At 71.6% G+C, this 23,799-nt stretch carries 24 protein-coding genes and 5 tRNA genes; 19 read left to right on the top strand and 10 right to left on the bottom strand.

Annotated features, from left to right (window positions below):
• Positions 1–128: 128 nt before the first annotated feature.
• A complete protein-coding gene (locus tag ABT057_RS06800) occupies positions 129–914 on the top strand; it encodes a fumarylacetoacetate hydrolase family protein (protein WP_352341382.1) in 786 nt (261 codons plus the stop codon).
• Complete coding sequence (gene gltX / locus ABT057_RS06795; protein WP_352341381.1) at positions 907–2,388, top strand: glutamate--tRNA ligase; 1,482 nt, start codon at positions 907–909, stop codon at positions 2,386–2,388. The genes ABT057_RS06800 and gltX overlap by 8 nt, the downstream gene beginning before the upstream one ends.
• A 56-nt stretch (positions 2,389–2,444) precedes the next feature.
• On the opposite strand, the gene ABT057_RS06790 is transcribed toward gltX, so the two are convergent.
• Positions 2,445–2,729 (bottom strand): type II toxin-antitoxin system RelE family toxin, encoded by a 285-nt coding sequence (locus tag ABT057_RS06790; RefSeq protein ID WP_352341380.1) that lies wholly within the window; start codon positions 2,727–2,729, stop codon positions 2,445–2,447.
• 36 nt (positions 2,730–2,765) lie between these two features.
• Here ABT057_RS06790 and ABT057_RS06785 point away from each other — a divergent pair, with 36 nt between their 5' ends.
• The 6 genes from ABT057_RS06785 (at position 2,766) to ABT057_RS06760 (ending at position 4,067) form a co-directional block, all read left to right on the top strand.
• Positions 2,766–3,497, top strand: coding sequence for an HAD family hydrolase (locus tag ABT057_RS06785; protein ID WP_352341379.1), 732 nt, complete (start codon positions 2,766–2,768; stop codon positions 3,495–3,497).
• 91 nt (positions 3,498–3,588) lie between these two features.
• Positions 3,589–3,660, top strand: a tRNA-Gln gene (locus ABT057_RS06780).
• 39 nt (positions 3,661–3,699) lie between these two features.
• Positions 3,700–3,772 (top strand) — tRNA-Glu (locus ABT057_RS06775).
• 29 nt (positions 3,773–3,801) lie between these two features.
• Positions 3,802–3,874: transfer RNA gene (locus ABT057_RS06770), tRNA-Glu, on the top strand.
• A gap of 20 nt (positions 3,875–3,894) precedes the next feature.
• Positions 3,895–3,966, top strand: a tRNA-Gln gene (locus tag ABT057_RS06765).
• A gap of 28 nt (positions 3,967–3,994) precedes the next feature.
• Positions 3,995–4,067: transfer RNA gene (locus ABT057_RS06760), tRNA-Glu, on the top strand.
• 51 nt (positions 4,068–4,118) lie between these two features.
• Here the strand turns inward: ABT057_RS06760 and ABT057_RS06755 are convergent.
• Positions 4,119–4,763, bottom strand: coding sequence for a MerR family transcriptional regulator (locus tag ABT057_RS06755; RefSeq protein WP_352341378.1), 645 nt, complete (start codon positions 4,761–4,763; stop codon positions 4,119–4,121).
• 38 nt (positions 4,764–4,801) lie between these two features.
• Here ABT057_RS06755 and ABT057_RS06750 point away from each other — a divergent pair, with 38 nt between their 5' ends.
• Positions 4,802–5,299, top strand: a complete 498-nt coding sequence (locus ABT057_RS06750; RefSeq protein WP_352341377.1) for a DUF4188 domain-containing protein — start codon at positions 4,802–4,804, stop codon at positions 5,297–5,299.
• Between the two features lie 70 nt (positions 5,300–5,369).
• Here ABT057_RS06750 and ndgR read toward each other — a convergent pair whose 3' ends face one another.
• Positions 5,370–6,086, bottom strand: a complete 717-nt coding sequence (gene ndgR, locus ABT057_RS06745) for an IclR family transcriptional regulator NdgR (protein ID WP_352341376.1) — start codon at positions 6,084–6,086, stop codon at positions 5,370–5,372.
• A gap of 199 nt (positions 6,087–6,285) precedes the next feature.
• Between ndgR and leuC the strand changes: the two genes are divergently transcribed.
• From leuC to ABT057_RS06725, 4 genes are all read left to right on the top strand, one after another.
• Positions 6,286–7,707 (top strand): 3-isopropylmalate dehydratase large subunit, encoded by a 1,422-nt coding sequence (gene leuC, locus ABT057_RS06740; RefSeq protein WP_352341375.1) that lies wholly within the window; start codon positions 6,286–6,288, stop codon positions 7,705–7,707.
• Positions 7,708–7,713: 6 nt separating this feature from the next.
• On the top strand, positions 7,714–8,307 hold the full coding sequence (gene leuD, locus ABT057_RS06735) for a 3-isopropylmalate dehydratase small subunit (protein WP_352341374.1): 594 nt from the start codon (positions 7,714–7,716) through the stop codon (positions 8,305–8,307).
• 285 nt (positions 8,308–8,592) lie between these two features.
• Complete coding sequence (locus ABT057_RS06730) at positions 8,593–8,823, top strand: SCO5555 family protein (protein WP_352341373.1); 231 nt, start codon at positions 8,593–8,595, stop codon at positions 8,821–8,823.
• Positions 8,824–8,961: 138 nt separating this feature from the next.
• Positions 8,962–9,621 (top strand): HU family DNA-binding protein, encoded by a 660-nt coding sequence (locus ABT057_RS06725; protein ID WP_352341372.1) that lies wholly within the window; start codon positions 8,962–8,964, stop codon positions 9,619–9,621.
• A gap of 114 nt (positions 9,622–9,735) precedes the next feature.
• Here ABT057_RS06725 and ABT057_RS06720 read toward each other — a convergent pair whose 3' ends face one another.
• Both ABT057_RS06720 and cofC read right to left on the bottom strand, forming a co-directional pair.
• The gene (locus tag ABT057_RS06720; protein WP_352341371.1) at positions 9,736–9,939 is read right to left on the bottom strand and encodes a hypothetical protein; all 204 of its coding nucleotides are present in this window, start codon (positions 9,937–9,939) and stop codon (positions 9,736–9,738) included.
• 9 nt (positions 9,940–9,948) lie between these two features.
• Positions 9,949–10,587, bottom strand: a complete 639-nt coding sequence (cofC, locus tag ABT057_RS06715) for a 2-phospho-L-lactate guanylyltransferase (protein ID WP_352341370.1) — start codon at positions 10,585–10,587, stop codon at positions 9,949–9,951.
• A gap of 167 nt (positions 10,588–10,754) precedes the next feature.
• On the opposite strand from cofC, the gene ABT057_RS06710 reads away from it, so the two are divergent.
• The 3 genes from ABT057_RS06710 to ABT057_RS06700 are packed head-to-tail and all read left to right on the top strand — an operon-like array spanning position 10,755 to position 13,778.
• Positions 10,755–11,555, top strand: coding sequence for a lysophospholipid acyltransferase family protein (locus ABT057_RS06710; RefSeq protein ID WP_352341369.1), 801 nt, complete (start codon positions 10,755–10,757; stop codon positions 11,553–11,555).
• Positions 11,552–12,562 (top strand): NAD(P)H-dependent glycerol-3-phosphate dehydrogenase, encoded by a 1,011-nt coding sequence (locus tag ABT057_RS06705; RefSeq protein WP_352341368.1) that lies wholly within the window; start codon positions 11,552–11,554, stop codon positions 12,560–12,562. The genes ABT057_RS06710 and ABT057_RS06705 overlap by 4 nt, the downstream gene beginning before the upstream one ends.
• Positions 12,563–12,620: 58 nt before the next feature.
• Complete coding sequence (locus ABT057_RS06700) at positions 12,621–13,778, top strand: D-alanine--D-alanine ligase family protein (RefSeq protein WP_352341367.1); 1,158 nt, start codon at positions 12,621–12,623, stop codon at positions 13,776–13,778.
• Between the two features lie 20 nt (positions 13,779–13,798).
• Here ABT057_RS06700 and ABT057_RS06695 read toward each other — a convergent pair whose 3' ends face one another.
• Both ABT057_RS06695 and ABT057_RS06690 read right to left on the bottom strand, forming a co-directional pair.
• Positions 13,799–14,272 carry a DUF3515 domain-containing protein gene (locus tag ABT057_RS06695; RefSeq protein ID WP_352341366.1) on the bottom strand — a complete coding sequence of 158 codons (474 nt, stop codon included), beginning with the start codon at positions 14,270–14,272 and terminating at the stop codon, positions 13,799–13,801.
• A 20-nt stretch (positions 14,273–14,292) separates the two neighbouring features.
• Positions 14,293–14,526 carry an Lrp/AsnC family transcriptional regulator gene (locus ABT057_RS06690; protein ID WP_079659261.1) on the bottom strand — a complete coding sequence of 78 codons (234 nt, stop codon included), beginning with the start codon at positions 14,524–14,526 and terminating at the stop codon, positions 14,293–14,295.
• 242 nt (positions 14,527–14,768) lie between these two features.
• Between ABT057_RS06690 and ABT057_RS06685 the strand changes: the two genes are divergently transcribed.
• Both ABT057_RS06685 and thiD read left to right on the top strand, forming a co-directional pair.
• A complete protein-coding gene (locus tag ABT057_RS06685; protein ID WP_352341365.1) occupies positions 14,769–15,734 on the top strand; it encodes a thiamine-phosphate kinase in 966 nt (321 codons plus the stop codon).
• The gene (gene thiD / locus ABT057_RS06680; RefSeq protein WP_352341364.1) at positions 15,731–16,531 is read left to right on the top strand and encodes a bifunctional hydroxymethylpyrimidine kinase/phosphomethylpyrimidine kinase; all 801 of its coding nucleotides are present in this window, start codon (positions 15,731–15,733) and stop codon (positions 16,529–16,531) included. The genes ABT057_RS06685 and thiD overlap by 4 nt, the downstream gene beginning before the upstream one ends.
• Before the next feature lie 221 nt (positions 16,532–16,752).
• Here the strand turns inward: thiD and rpmB are convergent, their stop codons facing one another.
• Positions 16,753–16,938 (bottom strand): 50S ribosomal protein L28, encoded by a 186-nt coding sequence (gene rpmB, locus ABT057_RS06675; RefSeq protein ID WP_003993230.1) that lies wholly within the window; start codon positions 16,936–16,938, stop codon positions 16,753–16,755.
• Between the two features lie 229 nt (positions 16,939–17,167).
• Between rpmB and ABT057_RS06670 the strand changes: the two genes are divergently transcribed.
• Positions 17,168–18,862, top strand: coding sequence for a DAK2 domain-containing protein (locus ABT057_RS06670; RefSeq protein WP_352341363.1), 1,695 nt, complete (start codon positions 17,168–17,170; stop codon positions 18,860–18,862).
• A gap of 98 nt (positions 18,863–18,960) precedes the next feature.
• Here ABT057_RS06670 and ABT057_RS06665 read toward each other — a convergent pair whose 3' ends face one another.
• Together ABT057_RS06665 and ABT057_RS06660 are read right to left on the bottom strand one after the other, a co-directional pair.
• A complete protein-coding gene (locus ABT057_RS06665) occupies positions 18,961–21,939 on the bottom strand; it encodes a tetratricopeptide repeat protein (RefSeq protein ID WP_352341362.1) in 2,979 nt (992 codons plus the stop codon).
• A complete protein-coding gene (locus tag ABT057_RS06660) occupies positions 21,932–23,785 on the bottom strand; it encodes an HSP90 family protein (protein ID WP_352341361.1) in 1,854 nt (617 codons plus the stop codon). The genes ABT057_RS06665 and ABT057_RS06660 overlap by 8 nt, the downstream gene beginning before the upstream one ends.
• Between the last annotated feature and the right edge of the window lie 14 nt (positions 23,786–23,799).

Raw genomic sequence — 23,799 nt, 5'->3', positions numbered from 1 at the left:
GCCGGACGGCCGCCGAATGCTCAAGGCGGCCGCCGCAGGATGTCAAGGGCGTCCCCGGCCGGGGACGCCCTTCCGCGTTAGCCTGGAGCGTCACACTCCAGCCAGCTCAGCAAGGGGCCAACCAACCCGTGCGCATCGCCAGGTTCTCCATCGACGGCAACGTCGCCTTCGGCGCGGTCGAGGGCGACAAGCCGGACGAGCTCGTCCTCGACATCATCAAGGGCATCCCGTTCGCGGAATTCGAGCTCTCCGGCACGAAGGTGCCGCTGAGCAAGGTCCGGCTGCTCCCGCCCGTCCTGCCCAACAAGGTGGTGGCCTTCGGCCGCAACTACGCCGAGCACGCGCGCGAGCTGGGCAACGAGGTGCCCGACGCCCCGTTCGCCTTCTTCAAGCCGTCCACCTCGGTGATCGGCCCCGGAGACGACATCCAGTACCCGCCGTTCTCCGAGGAACTGCACCACGAGGCCGAGCTCGCGGTCGTCATCGGCCGGATGTGCCGCGAGGTCCCGCGCGAGCGCGTGGCCGACGTGATCCTCGGCTACACCTGCGCCAACGACGTCACCGCACGCGACGTGCAGAAGCGCGAGAAGCAGTGGGCGCGGGCCAAGGGCTTCGACACCTCCTGCCCGCTCGGCCCCTGGGTGGAGACGGACCTGGACCTGGCGACCGCCTCCGACCTGACGATCCAGCTCACGGTCAACGGCGGTCAGCGCCAGCTCGGCCGCACCAGCGAGATGATCCACTCGATCGAGGATCTGATCGTCAACATCACCGAGGCCATGACGCTGCTCCCCGGCGACGTGATCCTCACGGGCACCCCGGCAGGGGTCGGCCCCCTGGCTGTCGGCGACGAGGTCGCCGTCACCATCGAAGGCATCGGCACTCTCACCAACAAGGTTGTCAAGCGTGGCTAGCGCATCCGCCCCAGCAGTCCGTGTCCGTTTCTGCCCCTCGCCCACCGGCAACCCCCATGTGGGCCTGGTCCGCACCGCCCTGTTCAACTGGGCGTTCGCCAAGCACCACCAGGGCACGCTGGTCTTCCGCATCGAGGACACCGACGCGGCGCGCGACTCGGAGGAGTCGTACCAGCAGCTCCTGGACTCGCTGCGCTGGCTGGGCTTCGACTGGGACGAGGGCCCCGAGGTGGGCGGCCCCCACGCGCCGTACCGCCAGTCGCAGCGCATGGACATCTACCGGGACGTCGCCGAGAAGCTCCTCGCCGCCGGCCACGCCTACCGCTGCTACTGCTCCCAGGAGGAGCTGGACACCCGGCGCGAGGCCGCCCGCGCCGCCGGCAGGCCGTCCGGCTACGACGGCCACTGCCGCGACCTCACCGAGGCGCAGGTCGCGGAGTACCAGGCGCAGGGCCGTACGCCGATCGTCCGCTTCCGTATGCCCGACGAGACGATCACGTTCACCGACCTGGTCCGCGGCGAGCTGACGTTCACCCCGGAGAACGTGCCGGACTACGGCATCGTCCGCGCGAACGGCGCTCCGCTCTACACGCTGGTGAACCCGGTCGACGACGCCCTGATGGAGATCACCCACGTCCTGCGCGGCGAGGACCTGCTCTCCTCCACCCCCCGCCAGATCGCCCTGTACAAGGCGCTGACCGAGCTGGGCGTCGCGAAGTCCGTGCCGGCCTTCGGGCACCTGCCCTATGTCATGGGCGAGGGCAACAAGAAGCTGTCCAAGCGTGACCCGCAGTCCTCGCTCAACCTCTACCGCGAGCGCGGCTTCCTGCCGGAGGGCCTGCTCAACTACCTCTCGCTGCTGGGCTGGTCGCTCTCCGCGGACCAGGACATCTTCACCCTCGACGAGATGGTCGCGGCCTTCGACATCGCGGACGTCAACCCCAACCCGGCGCGCTTCGACCTGAAGAAGTGCGAGGCGATCAACGCCGACCACATCCGGCTGCTGGACGTGAAGGACTTCACGGAGCGCTGCCGGCCGTGGCTGAAGGCGCCGTTCGCCACCTGGGCGCCGGAGGCCTTCGACGAGAGCAGGTGGCAGGCGATCGCCCCGCACGCGCAGACCCGCCTCAAGGTCCTCTCGGAGATCACCGAGAACGTCGACTTCCTCTTCCTGCCCGAGCCGGTCTTCGACGAGGCCTCGTGGACGAAGGCGATGAAGGAGGGCGCCGACGCGTTGCTCCGCACGGCCCGCGAGAAGCTCGAGTCGGCCGACTGGACGTCCCCCGAGTCCCTCAAGGAGGCCGTCCTGGCCGCCGGGGAGGCCCACGGACTCAAGCTCGGCAAGGCCCAGGCCCCCGTCCGCGTCGCCGTCACCGGCCGCACGGTCGGCCTGCCCCTCTTCGAGTCCCTGGAGATCCTGGGCAAGGACAGCACGCTGACGCGGATCGACGCGGCCCTGGCCAAGCTGGCGTGACACATGCGAGAGGGGCGGTACCCGGGCTTCCGGGTACCGCCCCTCCGGCGTTCGTCTCAGCCGGCGTCGTTCTCGTCGATGAGGTAGGCGAACTCGTCGAAGATCTCCAGTACGACGACGACCATGACAGCCCCCGCGACCATGTACTCCAGCATCACGCCGGCTGCCACGTAGGCCTTTCGCAAGTGCTCGTCGGGGCCGAGCTGGGCCGTCGCGACCTTCCGGAAGGGGTCGCGTGCCAGTATCCGCACAGCCTTGTCCAGCTGGGCTCGACGCTCGCTGGGCAGACCGTCGTACGCCGCACGGGCCTCGACGGTGAACTGGACTCGGTACTCGCTCATGCCCCCAGTGTGCCAGCCCGCGATACCGTCGGGGACATGAGCATTCGCGCCGTGGTCTGGGACGTTGACGACACTCTTTTCGACTACACGACCGCGGACCGCGAGGGGATGCGGGCGCATCTGGTGACCGAGGGGCTCATGGCCGGCTTCGGAACCGCGGAGCGGGCCCTCGACCGGTGGCGGGAGGTCACCGACCAGCAGTGGGCGCGGTTCGCCGCGGGGGAGGTCACCTTCGAGGAGCAGCGGCGCGACCGGGTGCGGGTGTTCCTGGGGGAACGGCTGACCGACGACGAGGCCGACGACTGGTTCCGTCGCTACCGCACGCACTACGAGGCCGCCTGGGCCCTCTTCCCGGACGTCCTGCCCGTCCTGGACACCCTCGCCGCCAGCCACCGGCACGCGGTGCTCTCCAACTCCAGCCTCCATGTGCAGGACCACAAGCTGCGCGTCCTCGGGGTGCACCACCGCTTCGAGACGATCCTGTGCGCCGCGGAACTCGGCGTCTCCAAGCCGGAGGCCGCCGCCTTCCTCGCCGCCTGCGAGGCGCTCGGTCTGCCCCCGCACGAGGTGGCGTACGTCGGCGACCACCCGGAGATCGACGGACGGGGCGCCGCCGACGCCGGCCTGCTGTCGGTGTGGATCGATCGGCACGGCGCCGCGGCGGCCGTCGAGCTGCCGTCCGGACGGCACCGGATCGCCACCCTCGCCGAACTGCCCGCGATCCTTGGCCCGGATACCCGTTTTGGAGCGCAGTCCACCTTCGGGTAATGTTCTTCCTGCGCCGCCGGGGAGCGGGCCGAAAGGCCGGAGACCGGGGGAGCGAACTAGAACAAGATCCCCTCAGGGGTTGGCGTTCCAGTGGCCTATGGTGTAATTGGCAGCACGACTGATTCTGGTTCAGTTAGTCTTGGTTCGAGTCCAGGTAGGCCAGCTCGCAGAGCTCATCTGCGTCGTGGAGAACATCCACAAAGCCCCCGTTGTGTAGCGGCCTAGCACGCTGCCCTCTCAAGGCAGTAGCGCCGGTTCGAATCCGGTCGGGGGTACTGGTTCCGATCATCTCGGAGCCGCTAGGGCCCCCGTTGTGTAGCGGCCTAGCACGCCGCCCTCTCAAGGCGGTAGCGCCGGTTCGAATCCGGTCGGGGGTACTGACTGGTCTAAACCACATTGGTCTATGGTGTAATTGGCAGCACGACTGATTCTGGTTCAGTTAGTCTTGGTTCGAGTCCAGGTAGACCAGCTCGGACCTGCGGAAACGCAGGCTCCACGCCCCCGTTGTGTAGCGGCCTAGCACGCCGCCCTCTCAAGGCGGTAGCGCCGGTTCGAATCCGGTCGGGGGTACAGAATCGCAAGGCCCTCCGCTTCGGCGGGGGGCCTTGGCGCTTTCCGGGCTCACTCGAAGCCGTACCGTCGTGCCGACTCCTCCTCCTGCGCCAGCCGGTGCAGCGCCCGCAGGATCGGCTCGACCAGGACCGCCCCCAGCACGGCGGTCTCCACCCGCTCCGCCTCCGACTCCCGGGTCTCCACGAAGTCCAGGTCGAGGACGGCCGCCCGGTGCATCAACCGGGCGTAGGACACGAGCAGTTCGGCGTCCCAGTCGTAGCCGAGGCGGCGCAGCGCGGCCACCGCCACGACGAGCGAGCGGTACGCGGGCGAGATCGTGGTCAGCAGGCGGGCGTTCGCCCAGCCCAGGGTGCCCAGCAGGGCGTCCGTCTCGGTCTGCGCGGCCCGTACGTGCTCGTCCTCCACGTCCGGCTCCGGGACCTGCGGCAGCGCCCACAGGGCCGCGCCGAGCCGGACCGTACGGCCCAACGAGTCGTCGTCGACATGCCCGAGCACCTCCCGGACCGTCGCCACCGGGATCCTGCCCACCTGGATCATCGCCCGCACCAGCCGCAGCCGGCGCAGATGCTCGTCGTCGTACTCGGCGGTCGTCGCGTTGACCTGGCGGCCGGGCGGCAACAGGCCCTCGCGCAGGTAGTACTTGATCGTCGCGGTGGCCACTCCGCTGCGCCTGCTCAGTTCGGCCAGTCGCATGTCTTGCGCGCCTCCTTGGTCAGCGGCACTATCCAAGCATGACTCCAGCCACCCGCACCACCGCCGACGCGCACGGTGACGTGGTCGTCCTGCTCATCGGCATGCGCGTCAACCACTTCTGGGCCGTGCACCAGTGGATGCCGGTCATGCTGGCGATGTTCCGCATGCTGGCCGAGCTGAAGAAGGACCCCGGGCGGGGTCTGCTCTCGCGCGTGCTGCTGACGGCCTCCCCGCGGACGTACTACGTCGTCCAGTACTGGGAGTCCAAGGAGAAGCTGTACGCGTACGCGAGCGCGCCCGACGCGTTCCACCACCGGGCGTGGGCGAAGGTCAACCGCCTGGAGAAGGGCGGGAAGGTGCGCGGCCACGTGGGGATCTGGCACGAGGCGTACGTCGTGCCGGAAGGGTCCTACGAGGCGGTCTACGGGGACATGCCGGCGTTCGGACTGGCGGCGGCGCACGGACAGATACCGCTGGCGGAGCGGGGGCGGTACGCGAAGGACCGGTACGCGTACCGGTCGGAGCAGAAGGCCTGAGCGGTCCCGGAGAGCCTGCCGCGGCGTTGAGGCCGGCTCCGGTGCGCGGACGCGCTCGCGAGGGGGCGGGTCAGCCCGTCCTGCGCAGGGCCTCCGACAGGCGGGCCGCCGCGTCGATGACCGCCTGGGCGTGCATACGGCCCGGATGGCGGGTCAGGCGCTCGATGGGGCCGGAGACGGACACGGCGGCCACCACACGGTTGGAGGGGCCGCGAACGGGCGCGGAGACGGACGCGACGCCCGGCTCGCGCTCGCCGATGGACTGGGCCCAGCCCCGGCGCCGCACGCCCGACAGGGCCGTCGCCGTGAAACGGGCGCCCTGGAGGCCGCGGTGCAGCCGCTCCGGCTCCTCCCAGGCCATGAGGATCTGCGCGGAGGAACCGGCCTTCATCGTGAGCGTCGAGCCGACCGGAACCGTGTCCCGAAGGCCGGACAGCCGCTCCGCCGCGGCCACGCAGATGCGCATGTCGCCCTGGCGGCGGTAGAGCTGCGCGCTCTCGCCCGTCATGTCACGCAGGTGCGTGAGCACCGGGCCCGCCGTCGCGAGGAGACGGTCCTCGCCGGCGGCCGCGGCCAGCTCGGCCAGCCGGGGCCCGAGGATGAAACGGCCCTGCATGTCGCGTGCCACCATGCGGTGGTGCTCCAGGGCCACGGCCAGTCTGTGGGCCGTTGGTCGTGCGAGCCCGGTGGCCGCGACCAGTCCCGCGAGGGTGGCCGGACCGGACTCCAGGGCGCTCAGGACAAGGGCCGCCTTGTCCAGAACGCCCACGCCGCTACTGTTGTCCATGAAACGATATTCCCGTCTCACTCTGTGAAACGCAAGTTCATTTTTCCGTGAGACGCGCAACCCTTGAAGGCATGGCGGCCCGGAGAGCAGCGGGCCTGGCGGCGGGTGCCCGGAAACGCCGAGGAAGCAAGCCCGAGGGAGCCGTCTCCACAAGATCTCTAGTTGGGCCGGTGCGTCATTGCCGGCCGGAGGGAAAGCGATGGGTAGGACACTCGCGGAGAAGGTCTGGGACGACCACGTCGTCCGGCGCGCCGAGGGCGAGCCCGACCTCCTCTTCATCGATCTGCACCTGCTGCACGAGGTGACCAGCCCCCAGGCCTTCGACGGCCTCCGTCAGGCGGGGCGTCCCGTGCGCCGTCTCGACCTCACCATCGCCACCGAGGACCACAACACCCCGACCCTCGACATCGACAAGCCGATCGCGGACCCGGTCTCCCGCGCCCAGCTGGAGACGCTGCGCAAGAACTGCGCCGACTTCGGGGTGCGGCTGCATCCGCTCGGCGACGTCGAGCAGGGCGTCGTGCACGTCGTGGGCCCGCAGCTCGGCCTGACCCAGCCCGGCACGACCGTGGTCTGCGGTGACTCGCACACCTCCACGCACGGCGCCTTCGGCGCGCTGGCGTTCGGCATCGGCACCTCGCAGGTCGAGCATGTGCTGGCCACCCAGACGCTGCCGCTGGCCCGCCCCAAGACCATGGCGATCACCGTCGACGGCGAGCTGCCCGACGGCGTCACCGCCAAGGACCTGATCCTGGCGATCATCGCCAAGATCGGTACGGGCGGCGGCCAGGGCTACATCCTGGAGTACCGCGGCTCCGCCATCGAGAAGCTCTCGATGGAGGCCCGGATGACCATCTGCAACATGTCGATCGAGGCCGGTGCCCGCGCGGGCATGATCGCCCCCGACGAGACCACCTTCGCCTACATCGAGGGCCGCGCCCACGCGCCCGAGGGCGCGGACTGGGACGCGGCGCTCGAGTACTGGAAGACCCTGAAGACGGACGAGGACGCGGTCTTCGACGCGGAGGTCGTCATCGACGCCGCCTCGCTCTCGCCGTTCGTCACCTGGGGCACCAACCCCGGCCAGGGCGCGCCGCTTTCGGCGGACGTCCCCGACCCGGCTTCGTACGAAGACGCTTCGGAGCGCCTCGCCGCCGAAAAGGCCCTGGAATACATGGGGTTGGAGGCCGGCCAGCCGCTGCGTTCCATCAACGTGGACACCGTCTTCGTAGGTTCCTGCACCAACGGACGGATCGAGGACCTGCGGGCCGCCGCCGAGCTGCTCAAGGGCCGCAAAGTCGCCGACGGCGTACGGATGCTGGTCGTCCCCGGCTCCGCCCGGGTCGGTCTGCAGGCCGTCTCCGAGGGCCTGGACGTCGTCTTCAAGGAGGCCGGCGCCGAATGGCGGCACGCGGGCTGCTCGATGTGTCTGGGCATGAACCCCGACCAGCTGGCCCCCGGCGAGCGCTCCGCGTCCACCTCCAACCGCAACTTCGAGGGCCGACAGGGCAAGGGCGGTCGTACGCACCTGGTGTCGCCGCAGGTCGCGGCCGCCACGGCCGTCCTGGGCCACCTGGCCTCCCCGGCCGACCTGTCCGCCACCGCGCCCGCTGGAGTCTGATCAGTCATGGAAGCATTCACCACGCACACCGGCCGGGCCGTCCCGCTGCGCCGCTCCAACGTCGACACCGACCAGATCATCCCTGCTCACTGGCTCAAGAAGGTCACGCGGGACGGTTTCGAGGACGGGCTGTTCGAGGCCTGGCGCAAGGACGGGAAATTCATCCTCAACCAGCCCGAGCGGCAGGGTGCGACCGTCCTGGTCGCGGGCCCCGACTTCGGCACCGGCTCCTCCCGTGAGCACGCGGTGTGGGCGCTGCAGAACTACGGCTTCAAAACCGTGATCTCCTCCCGCTTCGCCGACATCTTCCGCGGCAACTCGCTGAAGAACGGCCTGCTCACGGTGGTTCTGGAGCAGAAGACCGTGGACGCGCTGCAGGAGCTCACCGAGAAGGACCCGCAGGCCGAGATCACCGTCGACCTCGAGGCCCGCGAGGTGCGCGCCGAGGGCATCACCGCCTCCTTCGAGCTGGACGAGAACGCCCGCTGGCGGCTGCTGAACGGGCTGGACGACATCTCCATCACCCTCCAGAACGAGGCCGACATCTCGGCGTACGAGTCCAAGCGCCCGTCGTACAAGCCGAGCACGCTCCAGGTCTGAGCGGCCGGGGCCGATAGGGCCCGGCCGCCCCCGGGCAAGTCGAGTTTCGGCCAGCCCGACACCCCTCCTGTACCCCCGATCGGCCCGATCGGGGGTACAGCCGTGTTCGGGGCCGTATCGCTTCCCGAACCTTCGCCGTTCCTCCCAACTTCCCACGTTAGGACCGTTGTTGCCGGGGTACGCGCACGGTGTGGACGTGACCTCCGTCGGTGCCCGGACGGCCGTTTGAGGCGGCAGTTGCCCCCTGGGCGGGCGACAACTCGCCCCAGATGGCACAATCTGTGCATGGAACACGACGGCCAACTCGAGCTCTATACGGCGGTCGCGAACCAGCTCAAGGAAGCGCACGCAACAGTGCGCGCACTGCAAGTCCCGGAGGGCGTACGGATGGCGCTGACCCGGAAGCTGCTGGTCATTACGGCCGCGGCCAAGCACGATCTCGCCGATGCGACAAGGCGTCTGGAGCGGTTCATGACGGACCTCGACGAGGGGCGAATGCCCGAAGAGGACCGTTGATCGCGTCCCGGAGCAGCCGAGTTCGTTGCGGCACAAGGGTGATTAGCCCGTTTCGTGTTTGATTTGCGGTATATATCTGCCTAACGTGCGAAAAAGCTTGAACACTTTCGTTCTGGCGATGTCTCCGAAGGGGAAGACGTGAACAAGGCGCAGCTCGTAGAAGCGATTGCCGACAAGCTGGGCGGCCGCCAGCAGGCCGCCGACGCGGTCGACGCGGTCCTGGACGCCATCGTCCGCGCGACCGTCGCGGGGGACCGGGTCTCGGTCACCGGCTTCGGATCGTTCGAGAAGGTCGACCGCCCGGCCCGTTACGCTCGCAACCCCCAGACGGGCGAGCGGGTTCGGGTCAAGAAGACGTCCGTGCCGCGGTTCCGCGCCGGCCAGGGCTTCAAGGACCTGGTGAGCGGCTCCAAGAAGCTGCCGCGCGGCGGCGAGGTCGCCGTCAAGAAGGCCCCCAAGGGCAGCCTGACCGGCGGTGCCTCGGCGACGGTCAAGAAGGCCGCCGCGAAGAAGGCCACCACCAGGGCGGCCGCGGCGAAGAAGACCACCCCCGCGAAGAAGACGACGGCGGCCGCGAAGAAGACCACGGCCACCGCCAAGAAGACCACCGCGAAGAAGGCCGCCACCAAGACGACGGCGGCCGCCAAGAAGACCACCACCGCCAAGTCCGCCGCCGCCAAGAAGACGACGGCGAAGAAGGCCCCGGCCAAGAAGGCGACGGCCAAGAAGGCCCCGGCCAGGAAGTCGACCGCGCGGAAGACCACCGCCAAGAAGGCCACCGCCGCCCGCCAGGCGTAAGCAGCAGCCAGCGCAAGGCGGCAAGGGCACTCACGCGCCGGGCCGGACTCCCTCTCGGAGCCCGGCCCGCGGCGTGTACCCGGTCTGCCTCAGGAGGCCCGCCTCACGGCCGCCTCAGAACGTTTGCAGCGTCACGAGGGTGATGCGCCGGGCGTCCCCGTCGCCCTCGGTCTCGATCCGCACCCGCTGCCCCGGCCTGAGCAGCCGCAGCCCGCCCGCGTCGAACGCCGGCGCGTCGAAGGGCACCGGGGTGCCGTCGTCCAGCAGCACCTGCCCACTGCGGCTGTCGGGGTCGTACGTGTACGCGGTCGCCTGCATGGCCGCAGCCTACTGGCCGATCCCCAGCAGCCGCGCGGCCGCCGCGGCCGTCCGGGGGCCCACGCCGAGGGCCAGGGCGGCGCGCAGGTCCTCGCCGGTGTCCACGTCCTGGCGGACCGAATCCACGGCCGCGACACGGAGTTCCTCGGCTCCCGAGGAGCGATGGCGGGCCCGGGAATCCGTGCCGAATGCGGGGAGCAATTCACGGCCCGCGGCGACCGCGAGAAGTGTCGTGCCGATTGCGGCCGCGTCCGGGAGAAAAGAACGCGGAAATTCCGCCGCCGCATCCAGGACCCGGGCCAATTCCAGCGGGCGCAGGGCCGGCAGATCGGCGTTCACGGCCGCCACCGGACTCTCGGGACGTGAACCCCGTACGACGCCCGCCGCGTGCTCCAGGGCCGCGTTCAGGCCCGCGCGGGGCTCGTCCGGGACGATCCGGGCGCCCAGGGCCGCCAGGGCGTGCCCGGCCAGCGCGTCGTCCGTGACGACCGCCACATCCCTGACGGCGGCGCAGGCCAGCGCGGCCGCCACCGTGTCCTCGGCGAAGGCGAGGGCGAGGCCCGGGCGCAGCCCGTCCGCGGCGGTGTCCGCGAGCCTGCTCTTGGCCAGCGCCAAGGGCTTCAGGGGTATGACCAAGGTCCACTGCACCGGCGTACCGTCCCTCTCTCCTCGCGACCTCCTCGCGGCCATTGTCACCCGGTCCATCCGCCGGTCGGGCGGGCGGGCGTACCGTGTTCTCGACAGACCGGCGACAGGGGGCGACACTTGTGCGGCTCACTTGCTCCGGAGCGAAGTCCTAGAGGGAAGGTGTCCGCGTGCCCCGCCGCAGAATCGGCTTCTGGTACCGCTTCGCAGCGGTCCTGTGCAAACCCTGGCTGGTGGTTCTGATCAAGCGGGACTGGCGCGGAATGGAGCACATTCCGGCCGACGGCGGATTCATCACCGCGGTGAACCACAATTCCCACGTCGATCCCTTCGCGTACGCGCACTACCAGTACAACACCGGGCGGGTGCCGCGATTCCTCGCGAAGAGCGGGCTTTTCAAGAAGGGCTTCGTCGGCGCCGCGATGCGCGGCACCGGCCAGATCCCCGTCTACCGCGAGTCCACCGACGCGCTCAGCGCCTTCCGGGCCGCGATCGAGGCCGTGGAGCGCGGCGAGTGCGTCGCGTTCTACCCCGAGGGCACCATCACCCGCGACCCGGCCCAGTGGCCCATGACCGCCAAGACCGGTGCCGCGCGCGTCGCCCTGCAGACCAGGTGCCCGGTCATCCCGGTCGCCCAGTGGGGCGCGAACGAACTGCTGCCGCCGTACGCCAAGAAGCCCAACCTCCTTCCGCGCAAGACCCACCACGTCCTCGCCGGCCCGCCTGTCGACCTGACGCCGTTCTACGGCCAGGAGATGTCCCCGGAACTCCTGAAGGAGGCCACCGAGGTCATCATGGCCGCCATCACCCGGCAGCTGGAGGAGATCCGCGGCGAGAAGGCGCCCGAGACGCCCTACGACCCGCGCCGCGAGCGGATCGAGCAGCGGCGCCGGACCGAGGCGGAGACGAGCCCGCAGACCGGAGTGCAGACCGGTGCGCAGCCCAGTCACGAGGGGGAGAAAAGCAAGTGAGCAAGCCCGTCAAGGCGGCCGTCTTCGGCACCGGATCCTGGGGCACCGCCTTCGGCACGGTCCTCGCCGACGCGGGCTGTGAGGTGACGCTCTGGGCGCGCCGCGCCGAACTCGCCGACGCGGTCAACTCCACCCGGACCAACCCCGACTACCTCCCCGGTGTCGAACTCCCGGAGAACCTCCGCGCCACCGCCGACCCCGCCGAGGCGGCCCGGGGCGCCGACTTCACCGTCCTCGCGGTCCCCTCCCAGACCCTGCGCGCCAACCTCGCCGAGTGGACCGGGCTGCTCGCCCCGGACACCGTCCTCGTCTCCCTGATGAAGGGCGTCGAACTCGGTACGACCATGCGGATGAGCGAGGTCATCGAGGACGTCGCCAAGGTCGGCCCGGGCCGCGTCGCCGTGGTCACCGGACCCAACCTGGCCCGGGAGATCGCCTCCCGCATGCCGGCCGCGGCCGTGGTCGCCTGCACCGACGAGGCCGTCGCACGGCGGCTCCAGACCGCCTGCCACACCCCGTACTTCCGCCCGTACACCAACACCGACGTGGTGGGCTGCGAGCTGGGCGGCGCGGTGAAGAACGTCATCGGCCTCGCCGTGGGCATCGCGGACGGCATGGGCCTCGGCGACAACGCCAAGGGCTCCCTGATCACCCGAGGCCTCGCCGAGACCACCCGCCTCGGCCTCGCGATGGGCGCCGACCCGCTCACCTTCGCCGGACTGGCGGGCCTGGGCGACCTGGTGGCGACCTGCTCCTCGCCGCTCTCCCGCAACCACACGTTCGGCACCAACCTGGGCAGGGGCATGACCCTGCAGGAGACCATCGCGGTCACCAAGCAGACCGCAGAGGGCGTCAAGTCCTGCGAGTCCGTGGCGGATCTCGCCCGCCGGCACGGCGTCGACATGCCCATCACCGAGACGGTCGTGGACATCGTCCACGAGGGCAAGCCCCCCGTGGTCGCCCTCAAGGAGCTCATGTCGCGCAGCGCGAAGCCCGAACGACGCTGAGCGAACAACGGCGGGTGGACACTGACTCCCGGCCCTACCACCGGGTACTCTCAGGCCGATGAGCACCGAGAACCTCTCCCAGAACCCCGAGCAGCCGCCGCGCAAGCCGCGTGTGGCCGTCGTGTCCGGCGGCCGCAGCTCCGAACACGGGATCTCCGTGGTCACCGCCGGCGCCGTGCTGAAGGCCATCGACCGGACCAAGTACGACGTCCTGCCGATCGGGATCACCCGGGACGGCCGCTGGGCCCTCATCGACGACGACCCGGAGCGCATGGCGATCACCGACCGCCGTACGCCCGAGATCGAGGAACTCACCGAGCTGCGCGACGGCGGTGTGGTGCTCCCCGTCGACCCCGCGAGCCGCGAAGTCGTCTACAGCGAGCCCGGTTCGGTGCCCAAGGCGCTCGGTGAGGTCGACGTCGTCTTCCCCGTCCTGCACGGCCCCTACGGCGAGGACGGCACCCTGCAGGGCCTCCTCGAGCTCTCCGGCGTCCCCTACGTCGGCTCGGGCGTGCTCGCCTCGGCCGTCGGCCAGGACAAGGAGTACATGAAGCGGGTGTTCACCTCCTTCGGGCTCAAGGTCGGCCCGTACGCGGTGATCCGGCCGCGCGAGTGGCAGCGGGACGAGTCGGCCGCCCGCAAGAAGATCGTCGACTTCGCCGGCGAGCACGGCTGGCCGCTCTTCGTGAAGCCCGCGCGCGCGGGTTCGTCGATCGGCATCACCAAGGTCGACGACCTCGCCGGACTGGACGAGGCGATCACCGAGGCCCAGCGCCACGACCCGAAGATCCTCATCGAGGCGGCGCTGCGCGGCCGGGAGATCGAGTGCGGCGTCCTGGAGTTCGAGGACGGGCCGCGGGCCTCCGTCCCGGCCGAGATCCCGCCGCCGGACGCGCACGCGTACTACGACTTCGAGGCGAAGTACATCGACTCGACCCCGGGGCTCGTCCCGGCCCCCCTGACCCCCGAGGAGACGGCGGAGGTCCAGCGGCTGGCGGTGGACGCCTTCGAGGCGGCCTCCTGCGAGGGCCTGGTCCGCGCGGACTTCTTCCTCACCGAGGACGGCGAGTTCGTCATCAACGAGATCAACACGATGCCGGGCTTCACCCCGATCTCGATGTACCCGGCGATGTGGCAGGCGAGCGGCATCAGCTACGAGGAACTGGTGGACCGCCTGATCCAGGCGGCCCTGCGCAGGTCAACGGGACTGCGGTAGTTCTCGACCGGTGGTGGTTCTCAGTCGGCGATCCCTTCGGGGATCGCCTTCTTGATGGCCGACGCCAGATCCACCAGCGGCCCCGCCCCGTCCCCGCCGGGCAGCGTGACCTCGACATACGCCAGACGCAGAGCGGTGGTGCACCGGTACCGTCCGTCCCTCTGCTTCTCCATCAGCCACGCCACCCCGTTCACCTCCCCGGAGTCGGCGAGCGAATCGCTCATCTTCGCGGGCCGCTCCACACCGCAGCGCAGTATGATCGCCGCGTCCCCCCAGCCCGCGGTCAGCGCGGAGGCGGGCTCGGGATCCCGGCGGCCCTGTCCGTCCACCTTCGACGGCAGTGCCGCGTCCAGGTTCCGGCACAGTTTCGCGGCCTTCGCCGCGGGACTGGGAACCGCCGCCGACGCACGGTCGTCTGCCGATGAGCAGCCCACGGCGGCGCAGAGCAGAACGAGGGCGGGCAGACACTTGAGCCGGTGACGGAGAAAGTTCACCGGCCAAGCGTAGACGGGGGCTACAGATGTACGACCGGGCAGGTCAGGGTGCGGGTGATCCCGTCCACCTGTTGAACCTTGGCGACCACCATCCTGCCGAGGTCGTCCACCGTGTCGGCCTGGGCCCGCACGATCACGTCGTACGGGCCCGTCACGTCCTCGGCCTGGACCACGCCAGGAATCTTGCTGATCTCCTCGGCGACGGTCGACGCCTTGCCGACCTCCGTCTGGATCAGGATGTACGCCTGTACCACGGAACCTCCAGGGCGGCCACGAGGATCATGTGGGGAAAAGGAACGCCACGGTATCGCGTAGCCGTGCGCCACGGGGAGACCCGCGAGGAGCGCGGGCGCCGTGCCGGGGTGCAGGTGGGGCGCAAGCTCACGGTCACGTCGGCCGTACCGGTCGGGCGGGCCGTGTCGGCCCCTTCGACCGTATCGAGGACACTGGTCCTGCGCGACCGGGCACGGACAGGGACAGAAGGGGCGAAAGGGCAATGAAGGGCACTGTTGGTGAGCTCGGGGAGTTCGGGCTCATCAGGGAGCTCACCTCCCGTCTCACCACCACCTCGGCGGTGCGGGTCGGTCCCGGCGACGACGCCGCGGTGGTGGCCGCGCCCGACCGCAGGGTCGTGGCCAGCACCGACATCCTCCTCGAGGGCCGGCACTTCCGCCGCGACTGGTCCACCGCCTACGACGTCGGCCGCAAGGCCGCCGCCCAGAACCTCGCCGACATCGCCGCCATGGGCGCGGTGCCGACCGCCCTGCTGCTCGGTCTCGTCGTGCCCGCCGAACTGCCGGTGACCTGGGCGAGCGAGCTGATGGACGGCCTTCGCGACGAGTGCCAGGTCGCGGGCGCCTCCGTGGTCGGCGGCGACGTCGTACGCGGCGACACCATCATGGTCTCGATCACCGCGCTCGGCGATCTGCGCAACCAGGAGCCGGTCACCCGGGCCGGCGCCCAGCCCGGCGACCTGGTCGCGGTGACCGGCTGGCTGGGCTGGTCCGCCGCCGGGTACGCGGTCCTCTCCCGCGGCTTCCGCTCGCCGCGCGCCTTCGTCGAGGCCCACCGCCGCCCCGAGCCGCCGTACCACGCGGGCCCGGCCGCCGCGGCGCTCGGCGCGACCGCGATGTGCGACGTCAGCGACGGCCTCATCGCCGACCTCGGGCACATCGCCGAGGCCAGCAAGGTCCGCATCGACATCCGCTCCGGCGCCATCGACATCCCCACGCAGATGAACGACATCGGGCAGGCCGTCGGCGTCGACCCGATCCAGTGGGTGCTGACCGGGGGAGAGGACCACGCGATCGTGGCGACCTTCCCGCCGGACGTGAAGCTGCCCGCCCGCTGGAAGGTGATCGGCGAGGTCCTCAACCCGTCCGCGCTGCCCCAGGTGACGGTCGACGGGGCGCCCTGGACCCGGCAGGGCGGCTGGGACCACTTCGGGGACATGGAGCAGTGAGGCCGAGCGTGCTGACGGTGGCCGGCTCCGACTCCGGGGGCGGCGCGGGCATCCAGGCCGACCTGAAGACGATGCTCGCGCTCGGTGTGCACGGCATGAGTGTCGTCACGGCCGTCACCGCGCAGAACTCCCTGGGCGTGCAGGGCGCCTGGGAACTTCCGGCGGACGCGGTCCGGGCCCAGTACCGCAGTGTCGTGGACGACATCGGCGTACGGGCCGTGAAGACCGGGATGCTGGCGTCGGCCGAACTCGTGGAGACCGTCGCCGAGTTGATCGTCGCGACGGACGCGCCCGCAGTCGTGGACCCGGTCGGTGTCTCCAAGCACGGGGACCCGCTGCTCGCCGCCTCCGCGCTGGACGCCGTACGGACCAGGCTGCTTCCGGCGGCGACCGTCGCCACGCCGAACCTCGACGAGGTCGCCCAACTCACCGGCGTACAGGTCGAGTCGGAGGAACAGTTGCGGGAGGCGGCGGCCGCCGTCCTGGCGTACGGGCCGCGATGGGTGCTCGTCAAGGGCGGTCATCTCCCCGGTGACGCCGTGGACTTGCTGACGGACGGCACCGAGGAGCACTGGCTGCGCGCGCCGCGCCACGACAACCGGCACACGCACGGCACGGGCTGTACCCTCGCGTCCGCGATCGCCTCGCAGCTCGCGAAGGGCCAGACCGTGCCGGAGGCGGTGTTCGCCGCCAAGGAGTACGTCACCGGGGCGATCGCCGCCGGGTTCGCGCTCGGCGCGGGCATCGGCCCCGTGGACCACGGCTGGGAACTCACACGGGGTACGCGCGGAGCTTGATGTCCGTAGCGTGAGCAGGGCGCGGGGGCGGGGGCCGCCGGGGTCCGGAGGGGTGCCGTCGGCGACGCGAAGGTCCAGGGGGCCCAGGATGCCGAAGCGCATGGGCCGGAGTCTGCCAGGCGGCGGTCGGGCCGGTTACCGGGTACAGCAAAAAGCCGGTTCACCTGGGGTGAACCGGCTAATTGCAGCGAACCAGCAGTGGCCGCGCGCTTAGCTCTGCGTCAGCGCGAGACCTTGCCGGCCTTGATGCACGAGGTGCAAGCGTTCACGCGCTTCGGCGTCCCGCCGACCACGGTACGCACACGCTGGATGTTCGGGTTCCAGCGGCGGGACGTACGGCGGTGCGAGTGCGAGATGTTGTTGCCGAAGCCCGGCCCCTTGCCGCAGACGTCGCAGTTGGCAGCCACGGGTCACTCCAAAGACTTCAGATGCACTTACGGTTGATCCCGGCATGCCGGGATCAAGATCATGTGATCAGAGATCTGAGTGGCGGTGCCAGGGGATGGCCCGATACGGATCGGGCAACCGGAGCAGCATACAACGACTGCGCCAGTAGAACGAAACTACCATGGCTGCTCAGGGCGCCCGGCCCTCGGGCTACGCTGCGTGCAGTCCAGCCGCTCGAGGAGGCGACAGGTGGCGCAGGTGCCGCAGACATTCTTCGATGCTCTCGCGGTGCGCACCTGGTGCTCACTGGCGCTCACGCAGCTCGGCCGGGCCCGCGAGGAGATCGACTCGATCAACGTCTACCCCGTCGCGGACGGGGACACCGGCACCAACCTGTATCTGACGGTCGAGTCCGCCGCGACCGCCGTCGAGGCCGTGTTCGCGGGACACGAGGCGGGCGCCGTGAGCGGCAGCCCCTCCCTCGCCGACGCCGCGCGCGCGATGGCGCACGGTGCGCTCATCGGGGCGCGCGGGAACTCCGGCACGATTCTCGCCCAGTTGCTGCGCGGCATGTCGAAGGTGCTCGCCGCCGAGGGTGAGGCACCGCACACCGACGGGGACGGACTGCGGCTGGCGCTGCGGCACGCGGCCGACTCCGCCCGCCGGGCCGTCGCCCACCCCGTCGAGGGCACGGTCCTGTCGGTCGCCTCGGCCGCCGCCGACGCGGCCGCCGGGGCCGAGGGGGACTGCGGCGCGATCTCCCGCGCCGCCTACCAGGGGGCTTGTGCGGCGCTGGCCGTGACGCCGGCCCAGCTGGCCGTCCTGGAGGACGCCGGGGTGGTCGACGCGGGCGGGCGGGGGCTGGTCGCGGTCCTCGCCGCCCTGGTGGAGACCTTCACGGGGGAGGCGCCGGGGTTCTCCGGCCCGGTCGTCGGGGCCGGGGCCGGGACGCACGCGCGTGTGGCGTCGGCCCGCCACGGGCACGCCGAGGACTGCGCCGGCGGGCCGGACGGCGAGGACGGGCCGGCCTTCGAGGTGATCTACCTGCTGGAGGCGGGCGACGCGGCCGTGGACCGGCTGCGGCAGCGCCTGGACGACCTCGGGGACTCCCTCGTCGTGGTCGGCGGCGACGGCCTGTGGAACGTCCATGTGCACGTGGACGACGCCGGTGCCGCCGTCGAGGCGGGCGTCGAGGCCGGCCGGCCGTACCGGATCCGCATCACCCACTTCGGCGCGGACGACGCCCACGCGCGCGGAGGTGAGCGTCGGCCCCGCGAGCGCGTCCAGCGCGCGGTCGTCGCCGTGGTCCCCGGCGAGGGACTGGCCGGGCTCTACGCCGAGGCCGGCGCGACCACCGTCCTCGCCCGCCCCGGTGAACCGCCCGCCAGCGGGGAGCTCGTCGAGGCGGTACGGCGGGCCCACGCGCGTGAGGTCGTCCTGCTGCCCAACGACGCCGACCTGCGCCACACCGCCGCCGCGGCCGCGGAACAGGCCCGCGCGGAGGGCATCCGGGTGGCCCTGATCCCCACCCGCTCCGCGGTCCAGGGCATCGCCGCCCTCGCGGTGCACGAGCCGGATCGGCGCTTCGACGAGGACGTCGTCTCCATGACCTCGGCGGCCGGCGCCACCCGCTACGCCGAGGTCGCCGTCGCCGAGCGGCAGTCGTGGACCATGGCCGGCATCTGCCAGGCCGGCGACGTCCTCGGGCTCGTCGACGGTGACGTCGCCGTCATCGGTGCCGACGTCACCGCCACCGCTGCCGCGGTCCTGGAGCGCATGCTCGCGGCGGGCGGCGAACTCGTCACCCTCGTGCTCGGCGACGAGGCCCCCGCGGGCATCGCCGAGCACCTGGAGGCCCGGGTGCGGGAGGCGTACCTCGCGGTGGACACCGTGGTGTACCGGGGCGGGCGGCAGGGAGCGCTGCTGCTGATCGGGGTGGAGTAGGGGGAGCAGGGCGAGGGGCGAGGGACGTGAGGGATCGTTCAACGATCCTCTCGTCTATCCTGTGCCCCGCGCGCGCCCACCCGGTTTCCGAGGATCGTTCAACGATCCTCTTGCTCCATCGCCACCTGCAGCAACTGTTCCGCCTCCGCCCGCCGGGCCCGTACCGTCTCGCGGTCCTCCCCGTACTCGTCGCACTCGCCGTCCTCGTCGGCCGCCTCCGCGTAGGCCCGCAGCACCGCACGCGCGCGTGCCTCCGCCTCCGCCGACCGCCCCAGGTCCGCCTCCAGCCAGCCCGCCGCCAGTTCGGCGCCGGTGCGGGCGTGCAGGACGTCGTCGTCCAGGGCGACGAACACCGCGACCGCCTCCGCCATCTGCGAGAGCGCGTCCTCCAGGGTGTCCCGGATCGAGTCGTCGTCGGCGTCCTCGGCCGCCGAGCGGGCGAGCAGGTCCCCGAACTGGCGGTGGGTGTGGCCGAGTTCGGCGACCAGCCGCAGCCGCACCTCCTCCTCGTCCGCCACCTCCAGCGCGTCCGCGCACTCCTCCACGGCGCTCGTCATGAGCGCACGCGCTCCTTCCGTACCGTCCTCCGTGCGCAGCACCAGCCACGCGCGGGCGCGCAGGGACCGCACGAGGCCGTGCACATTGCCCAGCCCGCGCCACAGCTCACCCGCGCGCGCGTACGCCTGGTCCGCCTCCTCGGGCAGCCCCGCGTGACCGAGGGACTCGGCGGCCAGGTGGGCCAGGGTCGCGTGGTCGTGCTGCTCCGGCCAGTGCCGGGCGATCTCGGCGGCCTGCAGCCGGCGCTCGGCGGCGTCCCGGTGCTCGCCCAGCTCGCTCAGACAGTCGCCCAGCCACCACTGCGTCTGGACGACCGCCCCGTCGCCGTGGGTCTCCTCGCGCAGGTCCGTCAGCGCCGACTCCAGCACTTCCGCGGCCTCCGCCCAGCGGCCCTGCCGGACCAGGTACCCGCCGAGCTGGTGCCGCGCCCACGCACCGAACGTCGGGCCCTCACCGGCCTCGTCGGCCCAGTGCGCCGCCTCCAAGGCGTGCTGCGCGGCCTCCTCCGCATGCCCCCGGCCCCCGACCACCTCGGCGAGCTGGAGGTGCAGCTGGGCCCGCGCGACCGGCTCCAGATACGGCCCGCCGTGCTCCAGGGCCGCCCGCAGCGCCCGCTCCGCCTCCGCCATGTCGCCCAGGTGGTGGGCGAGACCGGCGAGCCGGGCCTCGTACTCCACCGCGAACCACGGCAGTCCCGCCCCGGTGAACTCCGCGGCCGACCGCGCGAACAGCTCCGCTCCCGTCGCCACGTCCCCGGAGTGCGTCGCGAGCTCTCCGAGCATCGCGTGCCCCTCCGCGACCCGGGCCAGGAGCCGTACGTCGTCCCCGGTCCGCCCGCCGACGAGTGCCAGCAGCTCCCGTGCGGCGGCCTCCGCCTCGGCCAGAACCGTTTCCGCGACCGGCCCCTCGGCCTCGTGGACGCGCCGCATCAGGATCCGCGCCCGCGCCATCAGCACCCCCGCGGCCTGCCGCATCTCGGTGCCGCCGCCGGCGTACAGGGCGAGGACGTCGTCGTACGGTCCCGTGACCGCCGTGAGCGCCTCGTCGACGTCCTCACCGGCGAGCGCGCGGACGTACGCCCCCCGCGCGCGTGCCGCCAGCGCCTCGCCGGGGTCGCCCGCCTCCGCGTACAGCTCCGCCGCCCGCTCGAACGTTTCCGCACCCTGGGGGCCGAGCGCGATCGCCTCGTGCTCGACGATCTCCGCACGGTCGCGCGCCTCCAGCTCCACCCCCTCGGCACGCTCGGCGGCCCGCGCGGCCGCCGCCCACGCCTCCACGGCCTCCGGCTGCAGGGCGTCCGACAACCGGCGCGCCTCGGCGAGCAGGACCGCCAGACCGGGTTCCGCCGTCTCGGGAACCACGGACGTCCGTGGTGCCTGTGGTGTCCTGGGCGCGACGGCCGGCCGGGCCGCCCGTACCCCCAGCGGCAGCCGCTCCACCAGCGGAAGCCGCGTCATACGCGCGCGTGCCCGCTCACTGACGTGCGCCGTGCCGTTGCGCTCGTCGAAGCGCGCCGCCAGCGCCAGGACCTCCCCACGCGTGTGGGCGGCGAGTTCACCGGCCGTCCACTCCCGCCCGGCCGGACCCGGCACCCGCTGCCCCTCGTGCCCCAGCTCGCTCAGGCGCCCCATCAGCAGCGCCACGACGCTCAGGAACTCCAGCCTGCTGCGCGGATGCCCGTCGTCCGTGAAGTACGCCGGCCGCTCCGCGAGCAGCTCCAGGGCCCGCGCCTCGTTGCCGGTCAGCGCGCAGAACTCGACGTGATCGGCGTACGCGCCCCGCATGCTCTCCATCGGCCGCACCAGCCGGAAACCCCGCAGATGGTTGGCGCGCGCCTCGTCCACGCGCCCCAGCCGCAGCAGCGGTACCAGGGACGAGGCCAGTGCCGTGTGCGGCTCGTGCGCGCACGCGTACTCGCCCGCCAGGACCGGCGCCCACAGCTCCAGCGCCTCGTCGTCGCGGCCGCGCTCCGCCTGCCACCAGCCCTGCCCGTGCAGCTCGCACGCGTGACAGTCGGCCATCGAGTCCCGGTCCGCGGCCAGCCACGCGGCGAACGCCCGCTCCGCGCGCGGGATGTCCCCCACATGCGCGGCCACACTGAACTCGGCGCTGCGCACCGCCCGCTCGGAGTGCCCGGCGAGCCGGTAGCGGTGCTCCATCTCGCCGAGCCACTTCTCCACCGACGCCAGCGGCACGTGCGGCTGGTCGAGCATGCCCGCCGACATCCACTTGAAGACCCAGTGCAGCGAGTGCGTCTCGTACTCGTCGAAGTCGCCGGGCCGCTCGTCCCACATGCGCAGCAGCCGCGCGAACGGGACGAACATCTTCCCCTTCTCGGAGCTGTAGTTGTAGACCTTCAGCTGATGCCCGAGCGCCTCGATCACCGCCAGCGGGATGTTCAGCCTCTCGGCCTCCACCAACAGCTGCTCCGCGCGCGCGTTGCGAGCGGGACCCTCCGGCTGCTCGCCGTTCTCCGCCATCGCCCGGCGCAGCGCGTCGAAGTCCGTGATCTCACTCATCAGTGGCCCCCTGCCCCTGTCCCTCTGTGGCCTCCCCGTGAGTGGCCCACTCCAGGAGGCCGATGAACGCCCGGTTCAGCAGCGCCGAATCAGCGGGCCGCAGCGGCCGCTGGGCCATCAGCAGCGCCTGCCCGTACAGGGACTCCGTGGCGGTGCCGATCAGTTCCGCCTCGCGCAGCGAACTGATCCTGCGGATCAAGGGGTTGAGATGGTTCAGCACCAGACGCGCGCGAGGGGCGCTCCCGCGCAGCGAGCCCAGGATGCCCGCCCACAGGTCGTCGGCCCGCTCCTCGGCCTCCGCCCGCGCCTGCTCGTGCCGCGCCGACCGGTCGTCCAGGTGCAGCGCCGGCACGGACAGCGGATGGAAGGCGCGCAGCACGACATCGCAGCCCAGGGGGTCGAGCTTCGCCCGCGCGGCCGCCAGGAAACCGGCGAGCGCCAGCTCCTCCGCCGGGTCCACTCCGTCCAGATGCGCGGTCACGGTGTCCGCGTCCAGCTCGGCCACCGGCGTACCCGGCCGCACCGACGGCAGCGCCTCGACCAGCTCGCTGTCGTACGTGTAACCGCCGTTGATCACCCCGATGCCCTGCGCGGACGCGATCGGCGCGACCTGCCGGTACTCCTCCACGGTCCGGGTGAAGTGCACCACCGGATGCCGCTGCGCGAACTCCTCCAGCGACAGCCGCCCGTCCGTCGTCTCGAACGGCAGCCACGGCAGCATCGTGCGCAGCATCTCCGGATCGTGCCGCGCGAGCGACTTCACCCCCAGATGGTGCACGGCGAGAAACGCCGCGAGCCGCTCGGGATCACCGGCGGCCAGCCCGGTCAGCCAGGACCGGATCCGTTCCCCCAGCGCGTCCCGTACGGCGGCCAGCGTCTCGTCCTCGTACAGCGACTCGCGCGAGGCCGTGGGCCGCAGACTGTCGGTGTCCAGGACACAGCGCACGAAGAACGCCCAGTCGGGCAGCAGCTGTTCGGCCCGCTCGGTGAGCAGCATGCCCTTCAGGTGCACCCGGTGCGTGGCCCGTTGCGCCGGACTGACCGCCGCCGGCAGCACGTACGCCACCCCGCGGATCCCGGCCAGCGGCACATCCAGCTCGATCGTGTCCAACGGCGTGAACCCGAACAGCCGATGGCAGTGCCGGGCCAGCGCCACCCGCCGGTTGGCGGGGGAGGGGTACGGCCGGTCCCAGGGCGCCGGAAGATCGGTGACCGCCTCCTCGCCCACCCGGACGTCGTACGGCAGCAGCGAACCGAAGTCCCGCGCCAGCCTGAGCACCCGCTCCTCGGTGAGCCACTCCCCGGCCCCGGCCCGCGCCACCAGATGCACGGTGGTGCCCGGCTCGGGCCGTTCGTCGTGGGGCAGCGTCCGCACGGTGTACGAACCGTCGTCGCGCGCCGTCCACTCCACCGGCGGCGCGCCCGGCGTACGGGAACTGCGGCTGACCACCCGGATCCGCTCGGCGACCACGAAACAGGCCAGCAGCCCGATGCCGAACTGCCCGAGGAAGTCCGACCGCGCCTCCTGCAGACCCTCCGCCCGCTTGGAGCTGCGCCCGATCGTCGCCAGGAGGCTGTGCACGTCGGCCTCGGTCAGCCCGATGCCGGAGTCCTCCACCCGCAGCGCCCCGCCCGACGCGAACAGCCGCACCCGCGCCGGGGCGTCGGGCTCCTCGGCCCGCCGGGCGGTGATGGCGTCCACCGCGTTCTGCAGCAGCTCGCGCAGGTAGACCCTGGGACTGGAGTAGAGGTGATGGGACAGCAGGTCCACCAGACCACGCAGGTCGACCTGGAACGAATGAGGTGACGGTGATGCCTGGGATGACTGTGAGGTCTGGGAGTCCATCGCTGCAGCGCCGC

The organism is Streptomyces sp. NPDC002588 (genome assembly GCF_040295925.1).
Classification (GTDB): Bacteria; Actinomycetota; Actinomycetes; order Streptomycetales; family Streptomycetaceae; genus Streptomyces.
The sequence above is the reverse complement of the archived record's forward strand: the minus strand, read 5'-3'. Positions and strand labels throughout refer to the sequence as shown.